The organism is Lysinibacillus xylanilyticus (assembly GCF_001708185.1).
GTDB classification, from domain to species: domain Bacteria; phylum Bacillota; class Bacilli; order Bacillales_A; family Planococcaceae; genus Lysinibacillus; species Lysinibacillus xylanilyticus_A.
This window is the reverse complement of sequence record NZ_MDDN01000005.1, coordinates 58,304-78,212: the sequence shown is the minus strand read 5'-3', so window position 1 is coordinate 78,212 and position 19,909 is coordinate 58,304. Positions and strand designations below refer to the sequence as shown.

Annotated in this window: 18 protein-coding genes and 1 riboswitch; of the genes, 16 read left to right on the top strand and 2 right to left on the bottom strand. The window is 37.4% G+C overall.

Features of this window, described 5'->3' with window-relative positions; all coding sequences use genetic code 11:
* Positions 1–152 precede the first annotated feature (152 nt).
* On the top strand, positions 153–2,141 hold the full coding sequence (locus BFJ97_RS12285; protein WP_068984949.1) for an ABC1 kinase family protein: 1,989 nt from the start codon (positions 153–155) through the stop codon (positions 2,139–2,141).
* Between the two features lie 345 nt (positions 2,142–2,486).
* Positions 2,487–3,668: a C40 family peptidase gene (locus tag BFJ97_RS12280; RefSeq protein WP_302621796.1), complete on the top strand. Its 1,182-nt coding sequence runs from the start codon at positions 2,487–2,489 to the stop codon at positions 3,666–3,668.
* A 113-nt stretch (positions 3,669–3,781) separates the two neighbouring features.
* Here the strand turns inward: BFJ97_RS12280 and ytvI are convergent, their stop codons facing one another.
* On the bottom strand, positions 3,782–4,840 hold the full coding sequence (gene ytvI / locus BFJ97_RS12275) for a sporulation integral membrane protein YtvI (protein ID WP_068984948.1): 1,059 nt from the start codon (positions 4,838–4,840) through the stop codon (positions 3,782–3,784).
* A 91-nt stretch (positions 4,841–4,931) separates the two neighbouring features.
* Here ytvI and BFJ97_RS12270 point away from each other — a divergent pair, with 91 nt between their 5' ends.
* The 9 genes from BFJ97_RS12270 (at position 4,932) to BFJ97_RS12230 (ending at position 13,367) form a co-directional block, all read left to right on the top strand.
* Positions 4,932–5,480 carry a hypothetical protein gene (locus BFJ97_RS12270; RefSeq protein WP_068984947.1) on the top strand — a complete coding sequence of 183 codons (549 nt, stop codon included), beginning with the start codon at positions 4,932–4,934 and terminating at the stop codon, positions 5,478–5,480.
* A 359-nt stretch (positions 5,481–5,839) separates the two neighbouring features.
* Positions 5,840–6,385, top strand: coding sequence for a glutathione peroxidase (locus tag BFJ97_RS12265; protein ID WP_068984946.1), 546 nt, complete (start codon positions 5,840–5,842; stop codon positions 6,383–6,385).
* A gap of 275 nt (positions 6,386–6,660) precedes the next feature.
* A riboswitch (cobalamin riboswitch) is annotated at positions 6,661–6,852 on the top strand.
* 166 nt (positions 6,853–7,018) lie between these two features.
* Complete coding sequence (locus tag BFJ97_RS12260; protein WP_068985092.1) at positions 7,019–7,561, top strand: hypothetical protein; 543 nt, start codon at positions 7,019–7,021, stop codon at positions 7,559–7,561.
* Between the two features lies 1 nt (position 7,562).
* Entirely contained in the window at positions 7,563–8,525 is a 963-nt protein-coding gene (locus tag BFJ97_RS12255; protein ID WP_068984945.1) for an ABC transporter substrate-binding protein, read from the top strand.
* Between the two features lie 239 nt (positions 8,526–8,764).
* The gene (locus BFJ97_RS12250; RefSeq protein ID WP_068984944.1) at positions 8,765–9,532 is read left to right on the top strand and encodes a tyrosine-protein phosphatase; all 768 of its coding nucleotides are present in this window, start codon (positions 8,765–8,767) and stop codon (positions 9,530–9,532) included.
* Between the two features lie 147 nt (positions 9,533–9,679).
* Entirely contained in the window at positions 9,680–11,065 is a 1,386-nt protein-coding gene (locus BFJ97_RS12245; RefSeq protein ID WP_068984943.1) for an MATE family efflux transporter, read from the top strand.
* Positions 11,065–11,895, top strand: a complete 831-nt coding sequence (locus BFJ97_RS12240; RefSeq protein WP_068984942.1) for a putative RNA methyltransferase — start codon at positions 11,065–11,067, stop codon at positions 11,893–11,895. Before BFJ97_RS12245 ends, BFJ97_RS12240 begins: the two co-directional genes overlap by 1 nt.
* A 302-nt stretch (positions 11,896–12,197) precedes the next feature.
* Positions 12,198–12,806 (top strand): lysophospholipid acyltransferase family protein, encoded by a 609-nt coding sequence (locus tag BFJ97_RS12235; RefSeq protein ID WP_068984941.1) that lies wholly within the window; start codon positions 12,198–12,200, stop codon positions 12,804–12,806.
* A gap of 96 nt (positions 12,807–12,902) precedes the next feature.
* A complete protein-coding gene (locus BFJ97_RS12230; RefSeq protein WP_068984940.1) occupies positions 12,903–13,367 on the top strand; it encodes a low molecular weight protein-tyrosine-phosphatase in 465 nt (154 codons plus the stop codon).
* A gap of 31 nt (positions 13,368–13,398) precedes the next feature.
* Here the strand turns inward: BFJ97_RS12230 and BFJ97_RS12225 are convergent, their stop codons facing one another.
* Entirely contained in the window at positions 13,399–13,635 is a 237-nt protein-coding gene (locus BFJ97_RS12225) for a hypothetical protein (protein ID WP_068984939.1), read from the bottom strand.
* Between the two features lie 290 nt (positions 13,636–13,925).
* On the opposite strand from BFJ97_RS12225, the gene BFJ97_RS12220 reads away from it, so the two are divergent.
* From BFJ97_RS12220 to BFJ97_RS12200, 5 genes are all read left to right on the top strand, one after another.
* The gene (locus tag BFJ97_RS12220) at positions 13,926–14,645 is read left to right on the top strand and encodes a YebC/PmpR family DNA-binding transcriptional regulator (RefSeq protein ID WP_068984938.1); all 720 of its coding nucleotides are present in this window, start codon (positions 13,926–13,928) and stop codon (positions 14,643–14,645) included.
* A 99-nt stretch (positions 14,646–14,744) separates the two neighbouring features.
* Entirely contained in the window at positions 14,745–15,248 is a 504-nt protein-coding gene (locus BFJ97_RS12215) for a hypothetical protein (RefSeq protein ID WP_139114435.1), read from the top strand.
* A gap of 363 nt (positions 15,249–15,611) precedes the next feature.
* Positions 15,612–17,354, top strand: a complete 1,743-nt coding sequence (locus tag BFJ97_RS12210) for a methyl-accepting chemotaxis protein (RefSeq protein ID WP_068984936.1) — start codon at positions 15,612–15,614, stop codon at positions 17,352–17,354.
* 86 nt (positions 17,355–17,440) lie between these two features.
* Positions 17,441–18,016: a YdcF family protein gene (locus BFJ97_RS12205; protein WP_068984935.1), complete on the top strand. Its 576-nt coding sequence runs from the start codon at positions 17,441–17,443 to the stop codon at positions 18,014–18,016.
* Between the two features lie 74 nt (positions 18,017–18,090).
* Positions 18,091–19,788: a M3 family oligoendopeptidase gene (locus tag BFJ97_RS12200; RefSeq protein WP_068984934.1), complete on the top strand. Its 1,698-nt coding sequence runs from the start codon at positions 18,091–18,093 to the stop codon at positions 19,786–19,788.
* Positions 19,789–19,909: the final 121 nt, after the last annotated feature.

The window sequence follows — 19,909 nt, the reverse complement described above, 5'->3', positions numbered from 1 at the left end:
GTGAGTAATCTTTTGTAAAAACAGATATTTAAATATACAGAATCCATTTTGAGAGATCTTTTTTCAAAATGGATTCGTTTTATATTAAAAGAAGTACAGATCGTAATTTGTTATACTAGCAGTATTAGGAAGTAGCATCGGAGGTGACGCTGTTGATTTTTTTGAAATTTTTAATCCAAATCATTGCCGTATCAGGGATTATTTATTTTGTAAGTGGTCGATTAATTGGCTCAAATATCAATTTTGTTCGTAGGGTTCTTTCTGTAGTTATTAGTGTGACGCTGACGTCCTTTGTCTACTGGTATTCTTATTTGCGCCATACAGATTTTTTGTCTGAAACAGTGATGCAAACGGTGACAGAGGTCAGTACACTTATTTGGCTTGGTAGCATGCTGCTAATTTCTATGCTGCTCTACCTTGTTTTTGAGCTTTTTGACTCAAGTGGTATTACAGCTGGAGATCGTCGTAATGACCAAAAAAATTTATTGTTGCGCCTTCGTAGCTACTGGCGACAACAAAAGCGCTTACGACAGGTGTTAAAAATAGCTGTGACAAATGGTGTTGTGCAAACGATTAAATACGCAAGACAACGAGAAAATGAAAAGGAGCTTGCGATTGCTTTAAGGTCTACTTTGGAGCAATGTGGTGGGATATTTATTAAATTTGGTCAGGTGCTTTCTACACGTAAGGAACTGTTTTCACCCATCTTTATTGACGAATTGGAGAGGCTGCAGCATCGTGTGAAGCCTTTACCGTCAGAGCAGGTAACTCAAATTTTAGAAGGTTCACTTCCTAAGCCGGTGAATGAGATATTTGCAAGTTTTCAAATGGAGCCTATTGCGGCAGCGTCTATTGGACAAGTACATAAGGCGCGATTAAAGAATTATGATGAAGTCGTGGTGAAGCTACTGCGACCAGAAATAAAGGGGATCATGCGAGACGACCTTGAGATTTTGGAGGAATTTTCTAATTGGCTAACAAGCAAGTCTACATGGGCTGAATCGTTGGGCTTTCGAGAACTTGCTAGAGGATTTGCAGATGGATTACGCGAGGAAATTCATTTAGATATTGAGGTTCGGAATACATTGCAAGTGACTAATGCCCTTGCTAAAAGCGATTATAAGGTGCGTATTCCTAAAATCTATACAGCATATTGTGATGAAAATATTATTGTCATGGAATACGTACGGGGGAAAAGTGTTGCAGATGGTGCGGCTGTTTTTAATAGTTTAGAAATTGATCGTAGGCAGTTTGCGCGTACTGTTTTATATTCCTTCTTTGAGCAGATGCTATTTTCAGGTATATTTCATGCAGATCCTCATCCGGGAAATATTCATATTGATGAGAAGGATGGTACACCAATCCTCCTTGATTTTGGGGCTGTTGGTCGTTTGGGGGCTACACAACAAGAGGGCTTAAAGCTATTTTTAATGGGGATTCAGCTAAATGATTCAAATATTTTATATGATGGTCTAACACTATTGGTTGAAAATGCTGATCATGCAGAGCGTGCAAAGATGGAGCAAGCCATTGATCAAATTTTGTTGAAGATTTCTTACGTGGATCGAATTCCAACAGAAGAATTGATACATGCGTTATTTACGGTTGTCCGTGATTTCGGTCTTGCTTTCTATCCCGCAGTAGGTTTAGCGCTACGATCATTAGTAACATTAGATGGGACGTTACGGGTAATTGATTCGCGTTTTGATATTTTTATGGAAGCGAAAGATTTTTCATCTACGTATATGCGGGCATCTCTCCTAAAGCCATTTAAAGAACCGATGGCAACAAAGGAACGCTTGCAAGAAGAACTATCAATGCTTATTCCGACATTACGCAAAATGCCAAGACGGGTTGATCAGCTTATTCAACGAGTAGAGAGCGGAAAAATTATTTTACATCACGATGTTTTTTCGGATGAGCATAATGCACGTTTTATTACAAATCTGTTTTCCCGTTTGGTCTTACTTCTCGTTGGTATTACCTTTGGTATTATTTCTGTAGCACTTTTAGCAATCTCACAATTTATTCACGATTCATACGCCGTTTACTTAAATACAGCTGCATACATAGGTTTATTTTTGTGTGCTATTCTGTTAGTTCGGCTTTCTATTCAAGCGTTACGTTCTATGAAGCAATAGGTAGGGGAGATGTTCCCTTACCTTTTTTTATGTTCAAAACGTCGTCGAGAAATATTACAAAAACATTACAAATTAGTGAGCGAATCTAATAGGAAAGTAGCTGAAAATGATATTTTGTAGAAAGAAACGGTATTTTGTAGAATATTTTAGATTTTACACAAATGTTACAAATATATTTCGAGTTTTACTAAACGATTAAATAGGTGTGAAATAGTATAAAAGTTGTGCTGATAATGCTAAACTTTAAAAGGCTAATATAAATATAAGAAATTACAAAATAAATCGTTCAATTGATTACATTAAAACTCCAAGAGCGAAATTGACTAATGAAGGGAAAGAAGTAACGTGGGTAAGCGCAATAAATGGCGTAAGTCGATGGTGCTAGCATTAGCGCTAGCTGGTGGCTTATTATTTAACACAGTTCAACCGACAGAAGTGCACGCAGAAGAAACATCTCAACAAATGATTGATAAGAAAGCTAAAATAGATACAGAAGTTAAAAAGCTACAAGAAGAATTAACAAATTTACAAAAAGAGATCGATGAAAAAGTAAAAGTATTTAACAAAGTACAAACAGATATTAAAGACGTTGATGCAGATATTACAGAAACTGAAAAGCGTATTGAGCAACGTTCTAAAATTTTAAGTGAGCGTATGGCTGCGTATCAAGCGCAAGATGACACTGTGGGTGTTTACTTAAACGTTGTTCTTGAATCAAAAAGCTTTGCAGATTTAATGGACCGTGTCGTAGCGGTAAAAACATTAATGGATGCTGACCAAGAATTAGTAGATCAACAAGAAGCAGATAAGGCTAACTTAGAGAAACAAAAAGCAACATTAGATGAAAAACAAAAAGAGCTTCAAAAGCAATTCCAAGAGCTTCAACAAAAGGAAAGCGAAATGGAAGTAAAAAAAGCTGAAAACGAAGCGAAATCTCTTGCATTAAAGGCAGAAATTGCAACGAAACAAGAAGAAGAACGTTTAGAAGCAGAACGTAAAAAAGCAGAGGAAGAAGCAGCTCGTTTACGTGCGCTTCAAGCAGTTACTCCAGTTGTACAAGCAACAAACGGCAATGGTAACGATAATAGCAATAGTAACAATGAAAACAATGATAGCGATGGTAAAAAAGGTAATTCACAAAAAGTCGTTGTTGGGTCTGGCGCAGGGACTGCATCTTCAGGTGATGCTATTTCCACTGCGAAGCAATTCCTAGGCACTAGCTATGTTTGGGGCGGCAATAACCCATCGACAGGATTTGACTGCTCAGGTCTTGTACAATGGTCTTACAAGCAAGCAGGTGTATCTTTACCGCGTACAGCATCACAACAATATTCAGCAACACAACGTATTTCAGCAAGTGAAGCCCGTGTAGGTGACTTAGTATTCTTCAGCTATGGTTCAGGTGTAGCGCATGTTGGTATTTACTTAGGTAACAACACGATGATTGACGCTCAAAATAAGGGTGTTGTCGTTGAGTCACTTGACTGGTGGAACCAATATTTAGTAGGCTTCGGTCGTGTTCAATAAGCCTTACATTATATAGACGTTTGAAATGACAAAAAAGTCATCTTTGTAAAGAAAAAATACAAAGATGACTTTTTTTGTTTAGGGGATGATTGAATTGATGTTTATATAAAATGCTATATTTTAAAATTCAGCTTGATAATACCTGTTTCTTTTAATGCAATAAAAAAAATAATGACAAAAGGTCCTGCGAGTAAACCGATCACACCAAATAACTGAAGACCAATAAACATGGCAATTAATGTAGGTAAAGTTGATAAACCGATATGGTGACCCATTAATTTAGGCTCGACTACTCGACGAATAATGAGTAAAATAGCAGCTAGGATGAATAATTTTACAGCTATAGATATATTTCCTACTAACAGGTGATAAAGCCCCCATGGTGCCAAAATAATAATAGAACCGAGGAAAGGAATAATATCAATTAGCCATATAATAATTGTCATCGTTATCGCGTATTTTGGTTGGATTAGTAATAGCCCAATAAGTGTGACGCCACCAATAATAAAGCTAACGAGTAAATGTGCCTTCATATAGCCGAAAATAGCATCCTTTAAACGATTCGCGACGATTTTTAATTTATTTGCAGTGCTAGGCTTTAAATATTTATAGGTGATTTGTTTTAACTTGGGTAAATCTAGCATAAATAAAAATAGAGCAATCGTATAAACGAGAAGACTGATAAATAGGCTTGGGATTTCAGCAAAGAAGGCTGTAACTTTAGTATAATTAAAAAAGTTTAAAAAAGATTCTTCGATTTTCTTTATGAAATCCATTGTTGTACTTTGAAGCGAGGCACTTACTTCAGGAGGGAAGTCTTCTGTGTATTTAGAAATGTTTTCTTGCATACTAAGCCACATTTCTGATAGTTTTGAAATATAATAGGGAGCTTGCTTTGAAATTGAAATTATTTGCGACATAAGTTGTGTAATAGTAAAATAGCAAATAATGGAAATTAAAATAACGCTCACTATATAAATAAACGCAACTGCAATTTTCCGAGACATTTTCCATCGCCGTTTAAAGAACATAACAATTGGCTCTAAAAAAAATGCAGTAACACCAGCTAATATAACGGGAACGGAAACTGGGATAATAAAATATGCAGCTACAATTAAAGTAATAATCATAATCATTCTAAAAATCAGTTTCCTAGAATTAATTTTATTCATAAACTCACCTTCTTTGCGCAAAGTAAGTTAAGTGTACCATAAAACATAAAAATATTATTACGGTCTGAAACAATAAAGGTAGGGATGAATCATGGAAAAAAAGATTATGCAACTTTTTAGTAATTTAACAGAACGTGACAGCGATATTCAATATGAATCTTACGAAGAATTGATGAAAATAATGCAGGAACCAGTTGATTGGACATATGCAGTTTGGGAACAACTTGTTCAGGCTCTTACATACAAAAATGGGCATGTTCGTGCAAGCGCGGCACAAATTTTATGCGCATTGGCAGCAAAAAGTGATCCAGAAGAGAGAGTATTAGAGGATTTCTTAAAGATTTGGGCAGTGACCTATGATGAAAAAACAGAAACGGCGAGACATACTTTGCAGGCAATTTGGAAAATAGGTTTAGCGGGGAAAGTACAAAAAGATTTAGTCGTTTCATATTTGGCAAAAAGATTTCAAACATGCTTAGACGAAAAACAACCGGCATTAATGCGCTATGATATTATTGTATCTTTTAAAAAGCTATTTGATGAAACGAAAGACCCGAAGCTACTAAAAATTGCGGAGCGTTTAATTGCGGAAGAAAAAGATGTTAAATACAAAAAGAAATATATGAAAGCCATCCATTAAAGACGTGGAATGGCTATTTGTTTTGTGAAAATTCTTTCGCTAATAGAGAAATAGTTTATAATATATCAGGCGTGCTGAGTAGGAAAATATAGGTTTATTATTGACCGATAATATGATTTTTTGTGGCTGTTTCACTATTGTATGCCTATTTTTAAGGTCCATCGGCATAACATAGGGTTGATTTCGTCTGTACTGAATGAAGATTAAATGACATACGTCTAAACAAATGTCATTCGCAACTTTTGGTGATGAACATGATGAACCATGTTTAACTGATTGTGGCAGAAAATTACATATTCTAATCAATTAATATTGTTAATCAACATTCCTGACAATTTAGGGAAAAAGGGAGTTAAACAATGAGTATTTATAATTATTTAGTTAAGAAGCCAAACGGTGAGATACTATCAATGGAAACTTATCGAGGAAAAACGCTGTTAATTGTTAATACAGCAAACAAGTGCCGTTTTACATATCAATTTGAAGACTTGCAAAAAATGTATGATAAATATGGGAAGGATAATTTTGTCGTTTTAGGTTTTCCTTGTGATCAATTTGATAACCAAAATCCTGAAGATGGCGAACAAACTACACACCTATGCAAAATCAACTATGGGGTAACATTCCCGATTTTTGAACTCGTGCAGGTAAACGGAGATGCGACACATCCATTATTCAATTATTTAAAGCACGAGATAGACTATCGTGAATTTGGCAAGGCAAGTATGCAGGAAAAAATGTTAGCAGAAGCAATTATCCAAATTGCACCTAGTTTTTTAGACGGTCGTAATATTCGCTGGAACTTTACAAAATTTTTAATAGATACAAATGGTAAAACAGTTGCCCGCTTTGAACCGACAGATTCACAGCTTGATGTTGAGCAAGCTATTGAAAAAATTTTATAAAACTTTGAATCAATACTTGGATCTGTTCTTGATTAAAGAAGTATGCTGATGAAAGTACATATTGTGGAGGGAGGATACGTTTGCAGAGAGCGTTTCCCCACAGAATGTGCAGTCAAGTTGAAGGGACATACTTCAAATGTCTTGAATTTAGATTAGAGAATGATTTTGTATAGCTATGTAGAAATAGGCTTACTGTTGTTCGTATTCATTTGTTTTCCGTTCATTTCAAAGCTATTTTTTCCTATCAATATGTGTTAAACTGCTTTACAAGTGAATTATTTTTGCAAAATAAAGGTGTTAACAAGCATAATTGGGAATTCGGTGAAAGACCGAAGCTGTTTCCGCAACTGTAAGTACAGGAATCATAAAGATATACCTTTGTCGAAATATCGGATGGGCAGGTTTTTATGACTCATAACATGATTGGATGTACAAGCCAGGAGACCGACCTTTATTTGAACGTATAGATGCTCTTCGGAAGCTAGGAGGATATGCGGCAAATACATAGGCTTTGTCGTGTCTATGCGACACTATTTATGCTATTTTCGTCGTCCCTTAGGAGTAGGGGCGACGTTTTTTTATGTATACTCACTTTTAGTAAGAATTTTTCACGAAGGAAAGCGGGGACTAGAGTTGAAAAAAGATGCACGTTATTCTTGTTATCCATTTATGCGTGAAAAGGCATCAACAGTAGATTTTGAAATTCGAACAGATAGTCTTACAACACATATGGGTGTCGCTTTAGTAGCAGTAAATAAAGAGACAGTAAGGGTAGTGGCAGATGATTTATTAGCTATTTTGCCAATGGCTTACCATGTTAATGGCTCCGTCCGAGGGAAATTAGCAGTAACTGAAGATGACTTAGCGTGGCTTAGTGATCGTTATGATTTTTATGTTAGTCATGTGAAAGATGAGATTCAGAATTTTGTATTACCACAAGGAACAGAGGCTGCTGCTGCATTACATGTATGTCGTAGTGAGTCGAAAAAATCATACCGTATTTTACACAAAGTTTCTGAGGAACGGGAAGTACCAGCTATTCTGTTTGATTATATAGGATTACTAGCCAATGTATTTTTTGTTATGGCTGTCTATATGAATCAGCGCGCTGGTATTGCTGAAATACCGTTTATTAGTAAGTCATACCCAATGAAAAAGAAAAAGGAGAATCAATGAAATGAAGAAATTGTTTAATCTACAATGGCTTTCTGTATTAATGTTAGCACTCGTATTAGTAGGCTGCGGCACAAAAGAGGATGCTAACAAAGACACTGTTTCTAAGGACGAGCAACAAACTGAGAGCACAAGCTATAAAGTTACGGATGATCGTGGTGTAGAAGTAGCGTTTGATGCAGTACCTAAAACTATTGTTTCATTACAACCAAGTAATACAGAAATTTTGTTTGCCCTAGGTGTTGGTGATAAAATCGTCGGTGCAACAGAGTATGATACGTATCCAGAAGAAGCGCAAAAAATTGAGCGCGTCTCTACTGCTGCAACTTTCAATAGTGAGCGTATTTTAGCGTTAAAGCCAGATGTTGTTATTGCCTATACAACTGGTGGTGATGATGAAAACTTAAATGCTCTAAAAACTCTTGAAGATGCAGGAATTAAAGTTTTTGCTATCAAATCAGCTGCTTCATTTGATGATGTTTACGGGGATATCCAACAAATTGCATCTGTTATGGGGATTGAAGATAAAGGCGAAAAGTTAAACGAAGATATTAAAGCTAAAATTGCGGAAGTCCAGGCAAAAGTCAAAGATGTAAAAGAACCAAAAAATATTTACTTAGAAATTAGTCCAAAGCCAGACATCTATACAGCTGGTTCTGATACATTCCAACAAGAGATTTTAAATGCTGCTAATGTGAAAAATGTATTTGCTGACGTTCAAAGCTGGGCAAAGGTATCTGAGGAAGATGTCATTGCGAAAAATCCAGAAGTCATTTTAACAACAGTAAGCTATGTAGAAAACTCAGTGGGAGAAATTCTTGCACGTGATGGATGGAATTCAATCACAGCCATTCAAAACAAAGCGGTTTATTATATAGATACTGATATTTCGAACCGTCCAGGTCCACGTATTGGTGAAGCTGTTGAGCTAGTAGCAAAAGCAGCATATCCTGAGTTATTTAAATAATCTATATTGAAAAGTATTTTAGAGCTGTCCTTTATCCAGGGCAGCTTTTTTTGATGTTGGTCGAATCTAATGATCATTGTACAGGTGTTTCGCTTCGATGAAGAAGTGCTCGGATAGAACCATACATCACTCGGCTTGAGACTAGCTGATGACATTTCCTAGTGTGAAAATTGGTATTATAGCGAATTGTTTTATAGAATATAAATAAGAATGTTTATTAATAGAGGGAGGTGCAGTAAATGAAACAGTTTGATATGAAGATTATTCCGTTTGAGGCTGTTCATAATTTTCGTGATATGGGTGGATATAAGACGAGAGATGGGCGTTCAGTAAAGAATGGCTTGTTTTATCGTTCAGCGGCGCTTGGGAAAATGACGAAAGCAGATAAGGAGCTTTTTGGAACGCTAGGTGTGAAAACAATTTTCGATTATCGCGACAACCATGAGGCACAAAATAATCCTAATCCGATCTTCCCGCAAGCTAAATATATTCAAATTCCAGCAAAGGGCAATCATGCTTTTGAGATGCCTACAAACGCTGGAAAAAAAGATTTTTATAAGGTTGTAAATCCAGAGATGTTCCGAGAATTTTATGCACAAATGCCTTTTAATAATGCGTCGTTTAAGGAGTTAATGGTAACGATTCAAAACCCTGAAAATTTAGGGCTTGTACATCATTGTGCGGTAGGAAAGGATCGAACAGGTATCGGTGGTGCACTTATTTTGCTCGCTTTAGATGTGCCTGAGGAAACAATCATGGAGGACTATTTAGTTACAAATATACATTTACGGTCCTTGGTAGAACAGATGGCTCAGGCAATTCAGCAAGATTACAATGATCGAGAATTACAGCAATTTTATGCATTAATGTCTGCCCGTGAGGATTATTTACAGGCGGCATTTGATGCAATGGATAACCGATTTGGCTCAAAGACAGCATTTTTAGAGCAAGAATTTGGTCTAACAAAAGAAAAGCGTGAGCAATTGCAGGCGCATTGCTTAACTTAGTAGGCAACCCTTTCACACGGTCTTGTGAAAGGGATTTTTTTGTGAAGTGTTAATCTTTTTGATAATAAATACTAAAACTCTTTACAGCCTAATAATCTATGATAAGATACTATTATTTTATGACGCGTATAGGAGAAGTGAAACGTATTGGCAGATCCATTAAGAGAAAGTGAGAGAAAAGAGACTAATAAGTTAAGTTTGTTTCATTTAACGTGGCCGATATTTTTAGAAGTATTTTTATTTATGTTGATGGGACTAGCCGATACTTTTATGCTCAGTGCTTTATCAGATAATGCTGTATCAGGGGTGGGTGCTGCCAATCAATATATTCATATTGCCATTTTAATACTTGAAGTAGTTGGTAATGGTGCTTCAATTGTTGTGTCGCAATATTTAGGCTCAAGGCGTTTTTTGGAAGCTGCGAAGATATCCGCTTTAGCAGTAACGATGAATTTGATCGTTGGACTCGTGATGAGTATTTTATTTTTCTTCTTTTCAAGTCATTTAATGACGATGATGAACTTGCAGGGGGAAGTGCTTCAATACGCACAAAGCTATTTAGCTATTATCGGAAGTTTTATTTTTTTACAGGCAATTATAAATGCGTTAGCAGCGATTATCCGTGTACATGGTAGGACAAAGCAAACGATGTATGTATCACTAGGTATGAATGTGCTGCATGTTGTATTAAATTACGGTTTAATTTTTGGTAACTTAGGATTACCGGAGCTAGGTGTAAAAGGTGCAGCTATTTCCTCAGTTATAAGTCGTGGATTAGCAGTTCTTATGTTTTTCTGGCTGTTGTATCAAGTTATGGAAGTAAGGTTGAAGCTAGATTATTATTTCGAGTATTCAAAGGAATATGTTCGAAAAATATTAAATATAGGCTTGCCGTCTGCATTTGAACAAGTTCTTTATCAGTTTTGTCAGATTGTCTTCCTATATTATGCAACGTACTTAGGCTCAGAGACGCTTGCAGCAAGACAATATGCCATGAATATTTCGATGTTTACGTATTTGTTTGCGATTGCAATCGGTACAGGAACAGCTATTATTATTGGGCGTTATGTTGGTGCTGGTAAAAAGGATGAAGCTTATCAGCAGCTTTGGTTAAGTGTGCGTGCAGCTTTTATCTTTACGATCATTATGGTTGCAGTTGTGACAATATTCCGGAAGCAACTTATGCACGTTTTTACTGATAATCCAGAGGTAATAGCCATCGGAGCATCTGTGCTAGCATTAAGTATTCTGCTTGAGACAGGCCGTACAATGAATATTGTGGTTATTAACTCTTTGCGTGCCTCAGGGGATGCGAGATTTCCAGTGAAAATAGGTTTTTTATCGATGGTTTGTATGAGCCTTCCACTCGGTTACTTGTTCGTTTTTGTTTTAGATTGGGGCTTAGTAGGTATTTGGCTAGCGATTTCGGCAGATGAATGGATGCGAGCCATTATTGTATACTTTAGATGGAGAAGTCGTAAGTGGGAGCGTTTCGCACTTGTTTCACCTACAGAACAGAAGGAGGTAAATTAATGGGGGCACTTTCAAAAAGAGCTGCAGGGGCAGCCTTAATGGATGAAAATATAACGCTGTTCGCTTGTCCAATATGTCAAGAGTCAATAGGTGTTTTTGAACAGGGGAGACTAGTATGTTCCTCAAATCATTCATTTGATATTGCCAAGCAGGGCTATGTCAATATGCTGACACATGGTGCTATTTCTAAGTACAGTAAAGAACTCTTTGAATCTCGAAAAGCGGTTATTGATAGTGGGATCTATGATTTAGTAGAAGATAAGATTGGGGAGCTAATTGCTAATGCAGAAACCGTGCTTGATACAGGATGTGGTGAAGGTTCACATTTAGCACGTATTATGGCGAAGAAACAAGGGATTGGCATTGGTATTGATATAGCAAAAGAAGGCATACTTGCTGCAGCTCGACATTATCCAGAGCAAATTTGGTGTGTTGGTGATTTAGCGAAAAGTCCATTTGCAAGATCAAGCTTCGATGCCATATTAAATATTTTATCTCCTGCAAATTACGAAGAATTTAAACGTCTATTAACTCAGAATGGTTGTGTTGTTAAGGTTGTGCCTCAAAGTGGGTACTTACATGAGCTTCGAGCACAATTGTATGCGGATTCTACCAAAGAGTCATATTCGAATGAACAAATAGTTGCTCGTTTTAAAGACAGCTTTGCCGATGTTAGTGTAGAGCGTATTACTTATACGGTACCGCTTGCTACTGAGCTTGTACCGGCATTGCTTGAAATGACACCAATGGGCTGGCATAAAAAAGAGGAAGCCAATATCCAATTAGAAGAAATTACGATTGATGTGGATGTATTAGTGGGAAGGGTTTAACTTATTTCAGCAGATGCAGGCGGATGTCACGGAATTCGGAAAGGAATTCACAAAGGATGTTAGCCTAAAATCATCGTATCCATGCGATAACGGCTAACTGACCTACATCGGTAATAACGCCACGTCCTGTGGCATTACCGAAATGACCGACATCGTGTCTGCCTTCGTGCAGGCCTAAGCACAAAGCCGAATCTGGACGTAATTATGCCGAAGCATAATTGATTTATTTCACATGCAATTGCAGTACATGGACATTTTCGATTACAATGGGAGTAACTATTGAATAAGGTAGGAATAAAACAGTGTATAAATTTATAGCAAGTGTTGTAAAAGTGATATTAAAATTATCGGGCTCAAAAGCGCGTGTATATGAAGAGCAAAACTTACCGAAGGAAGGTGGGTTTATTATTGCATGTACACACACGGGTTATGTTGATATTTTAAATCTTGGTGTTGCAGTATACCCTCGGGAAATTCACTTTATGGCTAAAAAGCAATTGTTTGATATAAAGGGTCTTGGTTGGCTTATAGAGCGTTTAAATGCCTTTCCGGTTGACCGTGACAATCCAGGACCAAGCGTTATTAAAATTCCTTCACAGTTATTGAAAGAGGGTAAAATTGTTGGGATTTTCCCATCTGGTACGCGAAATTCTGAAGGTACGGATTTAAAACAAGGTGCAATTACAATAGCACAGCTGGCAAAAGCGCAAATTGTCCCAGCCGCGTATATTGGTGCGCGTAATGCTGGTGATCTTTTTAAGCGTGGTAAAGGCTATCTAATTTATGGCGAGCCATTTTATGTAACAGGCAAGGGTAAAGAAGGGCGAGAGGAATTTACGCATCGCCTTGAGCATGAATTAGTAGCATTAACTGAAGAATTAGAGAAGCGAGTTACAGCGGAAAAGAAATAACTTGAAACATCATTCATGCCAGTAAAATGTGGGACAACTTAGAAGGCACTCAGAATCAAGTTGATTTTGAGTGTCTTGTTATAGGAGGAGCAAAAAATGATTCGAGTACTTTTTGTATGTTTGGGAAATATTTGTCGCTCGCCAATGGCTGAAGCGGTCATGCGTGATTTGGTAGAGAAGGAGCATTTAAGTCATAGAATTGAAGTAGATTCGGCTGCGACAAGCTCTTGGCATATAGGAGAACTTCCTCACAGAGGAACACAAGATAAGCTAAAAGAATATGACATCTCAACGAAAGGGATGCAGGGCCGACAATTACAAAAGGCTGACTTTAACCATTTTGATTACATTATTGGCATGGATGAAAGTAATATACGTAATATCCGAACGATGGTAGGCAATCCTGATTCACCAAAGATTTTTCGCTTTTTAGATTTAACTGACCATCAAAAAGATGTACCTGATCCGTACTATACAGGAAATTTTCAAGAAACCTATGATTTAGTTTTAGAGGGTTGTCATGCCTTGTTAGAAAAAATCAAAATAGAAAACCAATTGTAAAGTGACTATAAATGACACATTTTTTGATCCATCACCGAAAGCCAGATATGACATTTGTTAAAGTTGATTGGAGTGGAGACTGGGGGACTCCTTGGGGATTAGCGATAGAGGAACGAAGGCTAAGGGCGTCACGTCCTGTGATAACGCCTTCGTGACCAACATCGTGCTGTTGCTGTCGCTGCGCTTTCGCACAAACAAAACCCTCTGCTGCCGCTACGTTAGCACTACGCTTTCGCGCAAAAAACATCTGTTGGCCCAAGCGGCTCATCGGACGCCCCCAGGAAGCTTTGCTCTGTGCGAAAGCGAAGCGATAACAACAACAACAAAGCGCCCGGTCGGAACGGAAATCAACCACACGTTATGTTGAAAATTCTATTTTTTTGACAATCAATCCTTAAGAAAGTCACCTTAAACATTGACATATCTAGCTTTGTAATCATCATTTATGATATTATTTGCAGAGTAAAGATACGATGAGTATTTAATTACCATTTACAGATGTGCAGCTGCGCATCTATGATTTTTTATAAACTTAAACATTGAAAGAGAGTGGAAACTATGGGTCGTAAGTGGAACAATATTAAAGAAAAGAAAGCGTCTAAAGACCAAAGTACAAGCCGTATTAATGCAAAATTCGGACGCGAAATTTATGTGGCAGCTAAATCAGGCGAGCCAGATCCTGAGTCAAACCGTGCCCTTAAAGTTGTTCTTGAACGAGCAAAAACATACAGTGTTCCTAAACATATTATTGAAAAAGCCATTGATAAAGCGAAGGGTGGCGGCGATGAAAACTTCGACGAATTACGTTATGAAGGTTTCGGACCAGCAGGCACGATGTTAATCGTTGATGCTTTAACGAATAATGTTAATCGTACAGCTTCTGATGTACGTGCGGCATTTGGTAAAAATAATGGGAATATGGGTGTCAGTGGATCTGTTGCCTATATGTTTGATTCAACAGCGGTTATCGGTTTAGAAGGTAAATCAGCAGATGAAGTTCTTGAAATTTTAATGGAAGCAGATGTTGATGCTCGTGATATTCTAGAAGAAGATGAGGCTGTCATTATTTATGCAGAGCCGGACCAATTCTTTGCAGCACAAGAAGCATTAAAAGCGGCTGGTGTTCAAGAATTTACAGTAGCAGAGCTTTCAATGCTGCCGCAAACAGAAGTAACATTAACTGGTGACGATGTAGCGAAATTTGAAAAACTAATTGATGCATTAGAAGATTTAGAAGATGTACAAAATGTTTACCATAATGCAGATTTAGGCGAATAAGAAAATAATTAATAGAACCAGTAGCGTTTAAAGCTACTGGTTTTTTTATTATGAAAAACTATTACGTCAATGAAATTAAGATACCATATTAGATAAAGTATGACTCTTCGGCAAAACGAGGGGGTGATTTCCGTTAAGGCGTTATCACAGGACGTGATGCTCTTAGCCTTCGTTCCTCTATCGCTGATCCCAAAGAGGGATAGAACCTCCAAAATCGTGGATAGAAACGTCAAAGTGGTGGATAGAACCTCCAAAATCATGGATAGGAATGTCAAAATGATGGATAGGACGTCCAAAATCGTGGATAGAAACGTCAAAGTGGTGGATAGAACCTCCAAAATCGTGGATAGAAACGCCAAAGTGGTGGGTAGGACCTCCGAAATCGTGGATAGAAACGTCAAAGTGATGGATAGGACGTCCAAAATCGTGGATAGAAACGTCAAAGTGGTGGATAGAACCTCCAAAATCATGGATAGGAATGTCAAAATGATGGATAGGACGTCCAAAATCGTGGATAGAAACGTCAAAGTGAGGGATAGAACCTCCAGAATCGTGGATAGAAACGTCAAAGTGGTGGTTAGAACCTCCAAAATCATGGATTGAATCTCAAACTAGGATAAAAATCAAAAAACTATTTTTCTAATAGGGTATGCCTCTGTAGAAAGATAGTTTTTTTCTTAACTATTAAAACATATTCCGTGTACATAAGTTGATTGGAGTGGAGGTTGGGCGACTCCTTGGGGATCAGCGTCACAGATGAGACCCTGCAGCGAAGCGGCTCATCGGACGCCCCCAGGAAAGCGCCCAACCGGAACGGAAATCAATCCCTCATTATTAATCCGTATTTGGCTAAAAAAGCAAATAATTCGTCCTTGTATTGCAATTTACCCATTGTGAAAAAATTCAAACCATAACATAATATAGATTAATAGTCTTGGTTAATGAAGAAGAAAAGGGGGCTAAAGCATGAAATTTTTACGTTCGATACAGGGAAAACTAATTATTATTTCATTAGCATTATTAATTATACCAAGCCTGATTATAGGTTTGGTTAGTTATGGTAAAGCTAAAAATGGTATGGAGGATATTGGAGAACAAGTTATTCAGAATAGTGTTGAAACTACTTTGCAATTAATCGAGTTAGCCAATGAAAGTGTTGAAAAGGGTGATATTCCTTTAGAAGTTGCACAGGAGCGAGTGCGGGAGGCGATACTCGGACCGAAGGATAGTGAAGGAAAGAGACCAATCAATTATCCTGGGGATTTGGGAGAGAACGGATATATATACATCTTAGATGAAAAAGGGACATTAACAACTCATCCGACTCGAGAAGGGGACAACCTATGGAATGATCAAGATAGTAGTGGTAACTATTTTATTCGGGAAGTAACCAAAAAAGCACTTGCTGGTGGGGGCTTCACGCAATATGAATTTGAGTTGCCGGGTCAAGATGTAATCGCTGATAAAATCATTTATTCTGCAAAAGATCCTCACTGGGGATGGATCATAGCATCAGGTACATATATGCAAGACTTTAATAAAGAAGCGAACTCATTATTACTCATTATTGGTATTACATTAGTAGGAGCTATCATTATGGGTACAGTAGTTGTCATAATGGTCTCTAGACATTTGGCTTTACCAGTCCAAAAACTATCTAAACGCGTACGTGAGGTAGCCAAGGGGAATTTGACTGTAGAAATTGAAGATCTACAACGTACAGATGAAATTGGTCAGCTAAATGAAGGCTTTAACGACATGGTACATCAATTAAAAACACTAATTACAGATGTTGAGGAAGCTATTGTAGAAATTCAATCGACATCGTCAAATTTAACATCTGTGGCAGAGGAAACAAACGCTTATGGAGATGAAATAGTAAAAGCAATTAACGAGGTTTCAAGCGGTGCATTAAAGCAAGCTTCAGATGCTGAGGATACAAATAGAACTGCCATTGAGTTTGCTCAGCAGATTGAAATATTACATGATAAAAATGAAGTAATGCTTGATGCATCTCAACATATGAAGCAATCAAATCAAAAAGGTCTCGTTAATGTAAATGGTTTAAAAGAGAAATCACATGAGTCTTCTGAGTTGATTAATAACGTTCAGGCTGTATTTAATAGCTTAATTGTGAAAGTTAGGGAAATTGAAGGTATTGTCGGTACCATTACTGAAATTTCAAATCAGACGAATCTACTTGCATTAAATGCATCAATAGAAGCAGCTAGAGCCGGTGAGCATGGTAAAGGATTTGCAGTTGTTGCTGAGGAGGTACGTAAGCTTGCGGATCAAACATCTGTAGCAACCGAGCTAGTGCGTACAACCATAAAGGGGATTGAAAGTGAAACTAATTTAGTAAACGATGAGATGAAAAAAACAAATGTCATTGTTCGTCAGCAAAATGATTCGGTTGCCATAACAGAATTATCCTTTAAGGAAATCGAATTAGCCGTAGAGAAAATTATTGCTGTCATTGGGGACATGACTGCGGGCGTAGAATATTTGAATAGCTCAAAGGATAACATTATACAATCTATCGAAAGTATTGCGATGATTAGTGAGAAAAATGCTGCTGCTTCAGAGGAAGTAACGGCATCTGTTGATGAACAACAGCATGCCATTCAAATTGTTAGTGAATCTTCCAATGATTTAACAGATGAAATAACGGCATTACAGGACTCTATTAAGCGCTTTATATTAAGATAATCAATCAGGATGCTTGTACAAAATTACTCGTACAAGCATCCTTTTTCTTCACTTATCGTTAATAAAAGGTAAAGGAGGGGGGAATTGTGAAAAAATGGGTGTTATGGGTTGGTATTTTGCTACTCGCTGTGGGTGGTGTTGTTTATATTTGGCTTGGCGAGGAGATGAAACAAGGTGTCCAGCCGGTTGCAAACGGCACAGCTGAATACGTGATTGTGCTAGGGGCGAAGGTAAAACCGGGGGGAGTTCCATCGCTTTCTTTGAAAAATAGATTAGAGGAGGCTGTTAAGTATTTAAATAAGTATCCTCATGTGAAAGTGATTGTTTCAGGCGGGCAAGGAGCGGATGAAGATCGAACAGAGGCTTCTGTAATGCTTAAGTACTTACAGGATAACGGTATTGATACGAACAGAATATTAGTGGAAGACCAATCTACATCCACTTATGAGAATTTATTGTTTTCTAAAGAACTATTGCCTACAGGAACAAAGCGAATCACGATTGTCTCTAATGATTTTCATTTAAAACGTGCAAAATATTTAGCTGAGACTTTAGATTTTGAAGTAGATGTCGTTGCAGCAAAAACACCAAAATCAGTGGAAGCAAAGCTAGAACTACGTGAAAGAGCAGCACTATTAAAAACATATATAATTGGTTACTAAATTGTTTCTTAATATGATAGATTTGGCATATAATAGAGAGATAACGGGGTATATGACAGAAAGAGGGGATTTCTATGAAAACGTTTAAAGACTATGAATACAGCCGTCCAAATATTGAGGTAATGAAAGAGCAACAATTATCTTTAATTGAGCAATTTAAAAATGCTCAAACGATGGACGAACAAAGTGGGGTAATCGGCAAGTTAAACGCATTAAGTAATGATTATGCTACAATGGCGAACTTAGTGTATATTCGTGCTTCAATTGATACAAATGATGAATTTTATCATGCAGAACGCGATTATTTCGACGAGGTTGGCCCTGAGCTAGAAGAGGTAACGACAGAATATTATAAAGCACTAATCGCTTCTCCATTCCGTGAACAGTTAGAAGAAAAATGGGGTCAGCAGTTATTCGATTTAGCAACCTATCAAATTAAAGGCTTTTCACCAACAGTCATTGATTTAATGCAAAAGGAGAATAAGCTTGTTTCAGAATACAATAAACTAGTTGCCTCTGCGCAAATTGATTTTAATGGTGAAACATTAACACTTGCACAGCTTGGACCATATGCGGAGTCTACTGATCGTGCAATGCGTAAAGCGGCAACAGATGCACGCTTTGGCTTTTTTGCGGGCCATGAAGAGGAATTTGATCGATTGTATGATGAACTTGTCAAGGTGCGTCATGAAATTGCTGTTAAATTAGGATATAAAAACTATGTTGAGTTAGGCTATGTTCGAATGAATCGCATTGATTATAACGCAGAAATGGTACAGAAATTCCGTGACCAAGTTCGTGATTTGATCGTACCACTTGCAACAAAATTATACGAACGTCAGGCGAAACGTATTGGTATTTCTGACTTTAAGTTCTATGATGAAGCATTAAACTTCTTATCAGGAAATGCTACACCAAAAGGCGATCCGGAGTGGATTGTTGCGAACGGTAAAAAAATGTATGAAGAGCTATCACCTGAAACTGGTGAATTCTTCAACTTCATGATTGACCATGATTTAATGGACTTAGTGGCGAAGAAAGGAAAAGAGAGTGGCGGTTATTGTACATTTATCGAAAACTATCACTCACCATTTATCTTCTCGAACTTTAATGGTACTTCAGGCGATATCGATGTGTTAACACATGAAGCAGGACATGCTTTCCAAGTTTATTCAAGTCGTAATATTGGTATCCCAGAATACTTATGGCCAACATATGAGTCTTGTGAAATTCATTCGATGAGTATGGAATTTTTCACATGGCCATGGATGGAGTTATTCTTTAAGGAAGATACAGAAAAATATAAGTTTACACACTTAAGTAGCGGTTTATTATTCCTTCCTTACGGTGTTGCAGTTGATGAGTTCCAGCATGTTATCTACGAAAATCCGAATATGACACCAGCTGAACGCAAGGCTGCATGGAAAAAGATTGAGGAAACATATTTACCGCACCGTGACTATGATCATAATAGCTATCTAGAGGCGGGTGGTATATGGCAACGTCAGGGACATATTTATGCGAGCCCGTTCTATTATATTGATTACACGTTAGCACAAATTTGTGCATTCCAATTCTGGAAACGTTCACGTGAAGAATTTGAAGCTGCTTGGAAGGATTATATCCATTTATGTGGTTTAGGAGGCTCTATGTCCTTTACAAAGCTTGTAAAAGAAGCAGGGTTAATTTCGCCATTCGAGGACGGCTGTGTTGAATCTGTAATCGGTGATATTGAAGATTACTTAAATTCAGTAGACGATACAAAATTATAAACAGTTAAGTTATGCAACAGAAGTGAAGATTCGCTATACTCCTACGGGAAAACAAGTTATGCAAGCCCTTTTAGATGCTTTTGCATAGAGAGGCTTGCGGAACGTCCGTGGGAGGGGAGCG

Excerpts from the sequence above, each read along its gene's own strand:
- BFJ97_RS12220 (WP_068984938.1), top strand. The coding sequence starts at position 13,926 with ATGGGTCGTAAGTGGAACAATATTAAAGAAAAGAAAGCGTCTAAAGAC.
- BFJ97_RS12270 (WP_068984947.1), top strand. The coding sequence starts at position 4,932 with ATGGAAAAAAAGATTATGCAACTTTTTAGTAATTTAACAGAACGTGAC.
- BFJ97_RS12215 (WP_139114435.1), top strand. The coding sequence starts at position 14,745 with ATGACTCTTCGGCAAAACGAGGGGGTGATTTCCGTTAAGGCGTTATCA.
- BFJ97_RS12230 (WP_068984940.1), top strand. The coding sequence starts at position 12,903 with ATGATTCGAGTACTTTTTGTATGTTTGGGAAATATTTGTCGCTCGCCA.
- BFJ97_RS12210 (WP_068984936.1), top strand. The coding sequence starts at position 15,612 with ATGAAATTTTTACGTTCGATACAGGGAAAACTAATTATTATTTCATTA.
- BFJ97_RS12225 (WP_068984939.1), bottom strand. The coding sequence starts at position 13,635 with ATGAGCCGCTTGGGCCAACAGATGTTTTTTGCGCGAAAGCGTAGTGCT.
- BFJ97_RS12265 (WP_068984946.1), top strand. The coding sequence starts at position 5,840 with ATGAGTATTTATAATTATTTAGTTAAGAAGCCAAACGGTGAGATACTA.
- ytvI (WP_068984948.1), bottom strand. The coding sequence starts at position 4,840 with ATGAATAAAATTAATTCTAGGAAACTGATTTTTAGAATGATTATGATT.
- BFJ97_RS12250 (WP_068984944.1), top strand. The coding sequence starts at position 8,765 with ATGAAACAGTTTGATATGAAGATTATTCCGTTTGAGGCTGTTCATAAT.
- BFJ97_RS12200 (WP_068984934.1), top strand. The coding sequence starts at position 18,091 with ATGAAAACGTTTAAAGACTATGAATACAGCCGTCCAAATATTGAGGTA.
- BFJ97_RS12255 (WP_068984945.1), top strand. The coding sequence starts at position 7,563 with ATGAAGAAATTGTTTAATCTACAATGGCTTTCTGTATTAATGTTAGCA.
- BFJ97_RS12240 (WP_068984942.1), top strand. The coding sequence starts at position 11,065 with ATGGGGGCACTTTCAAAAAGAGCTGCAGGGGCAGCCTTAATGGATGAA.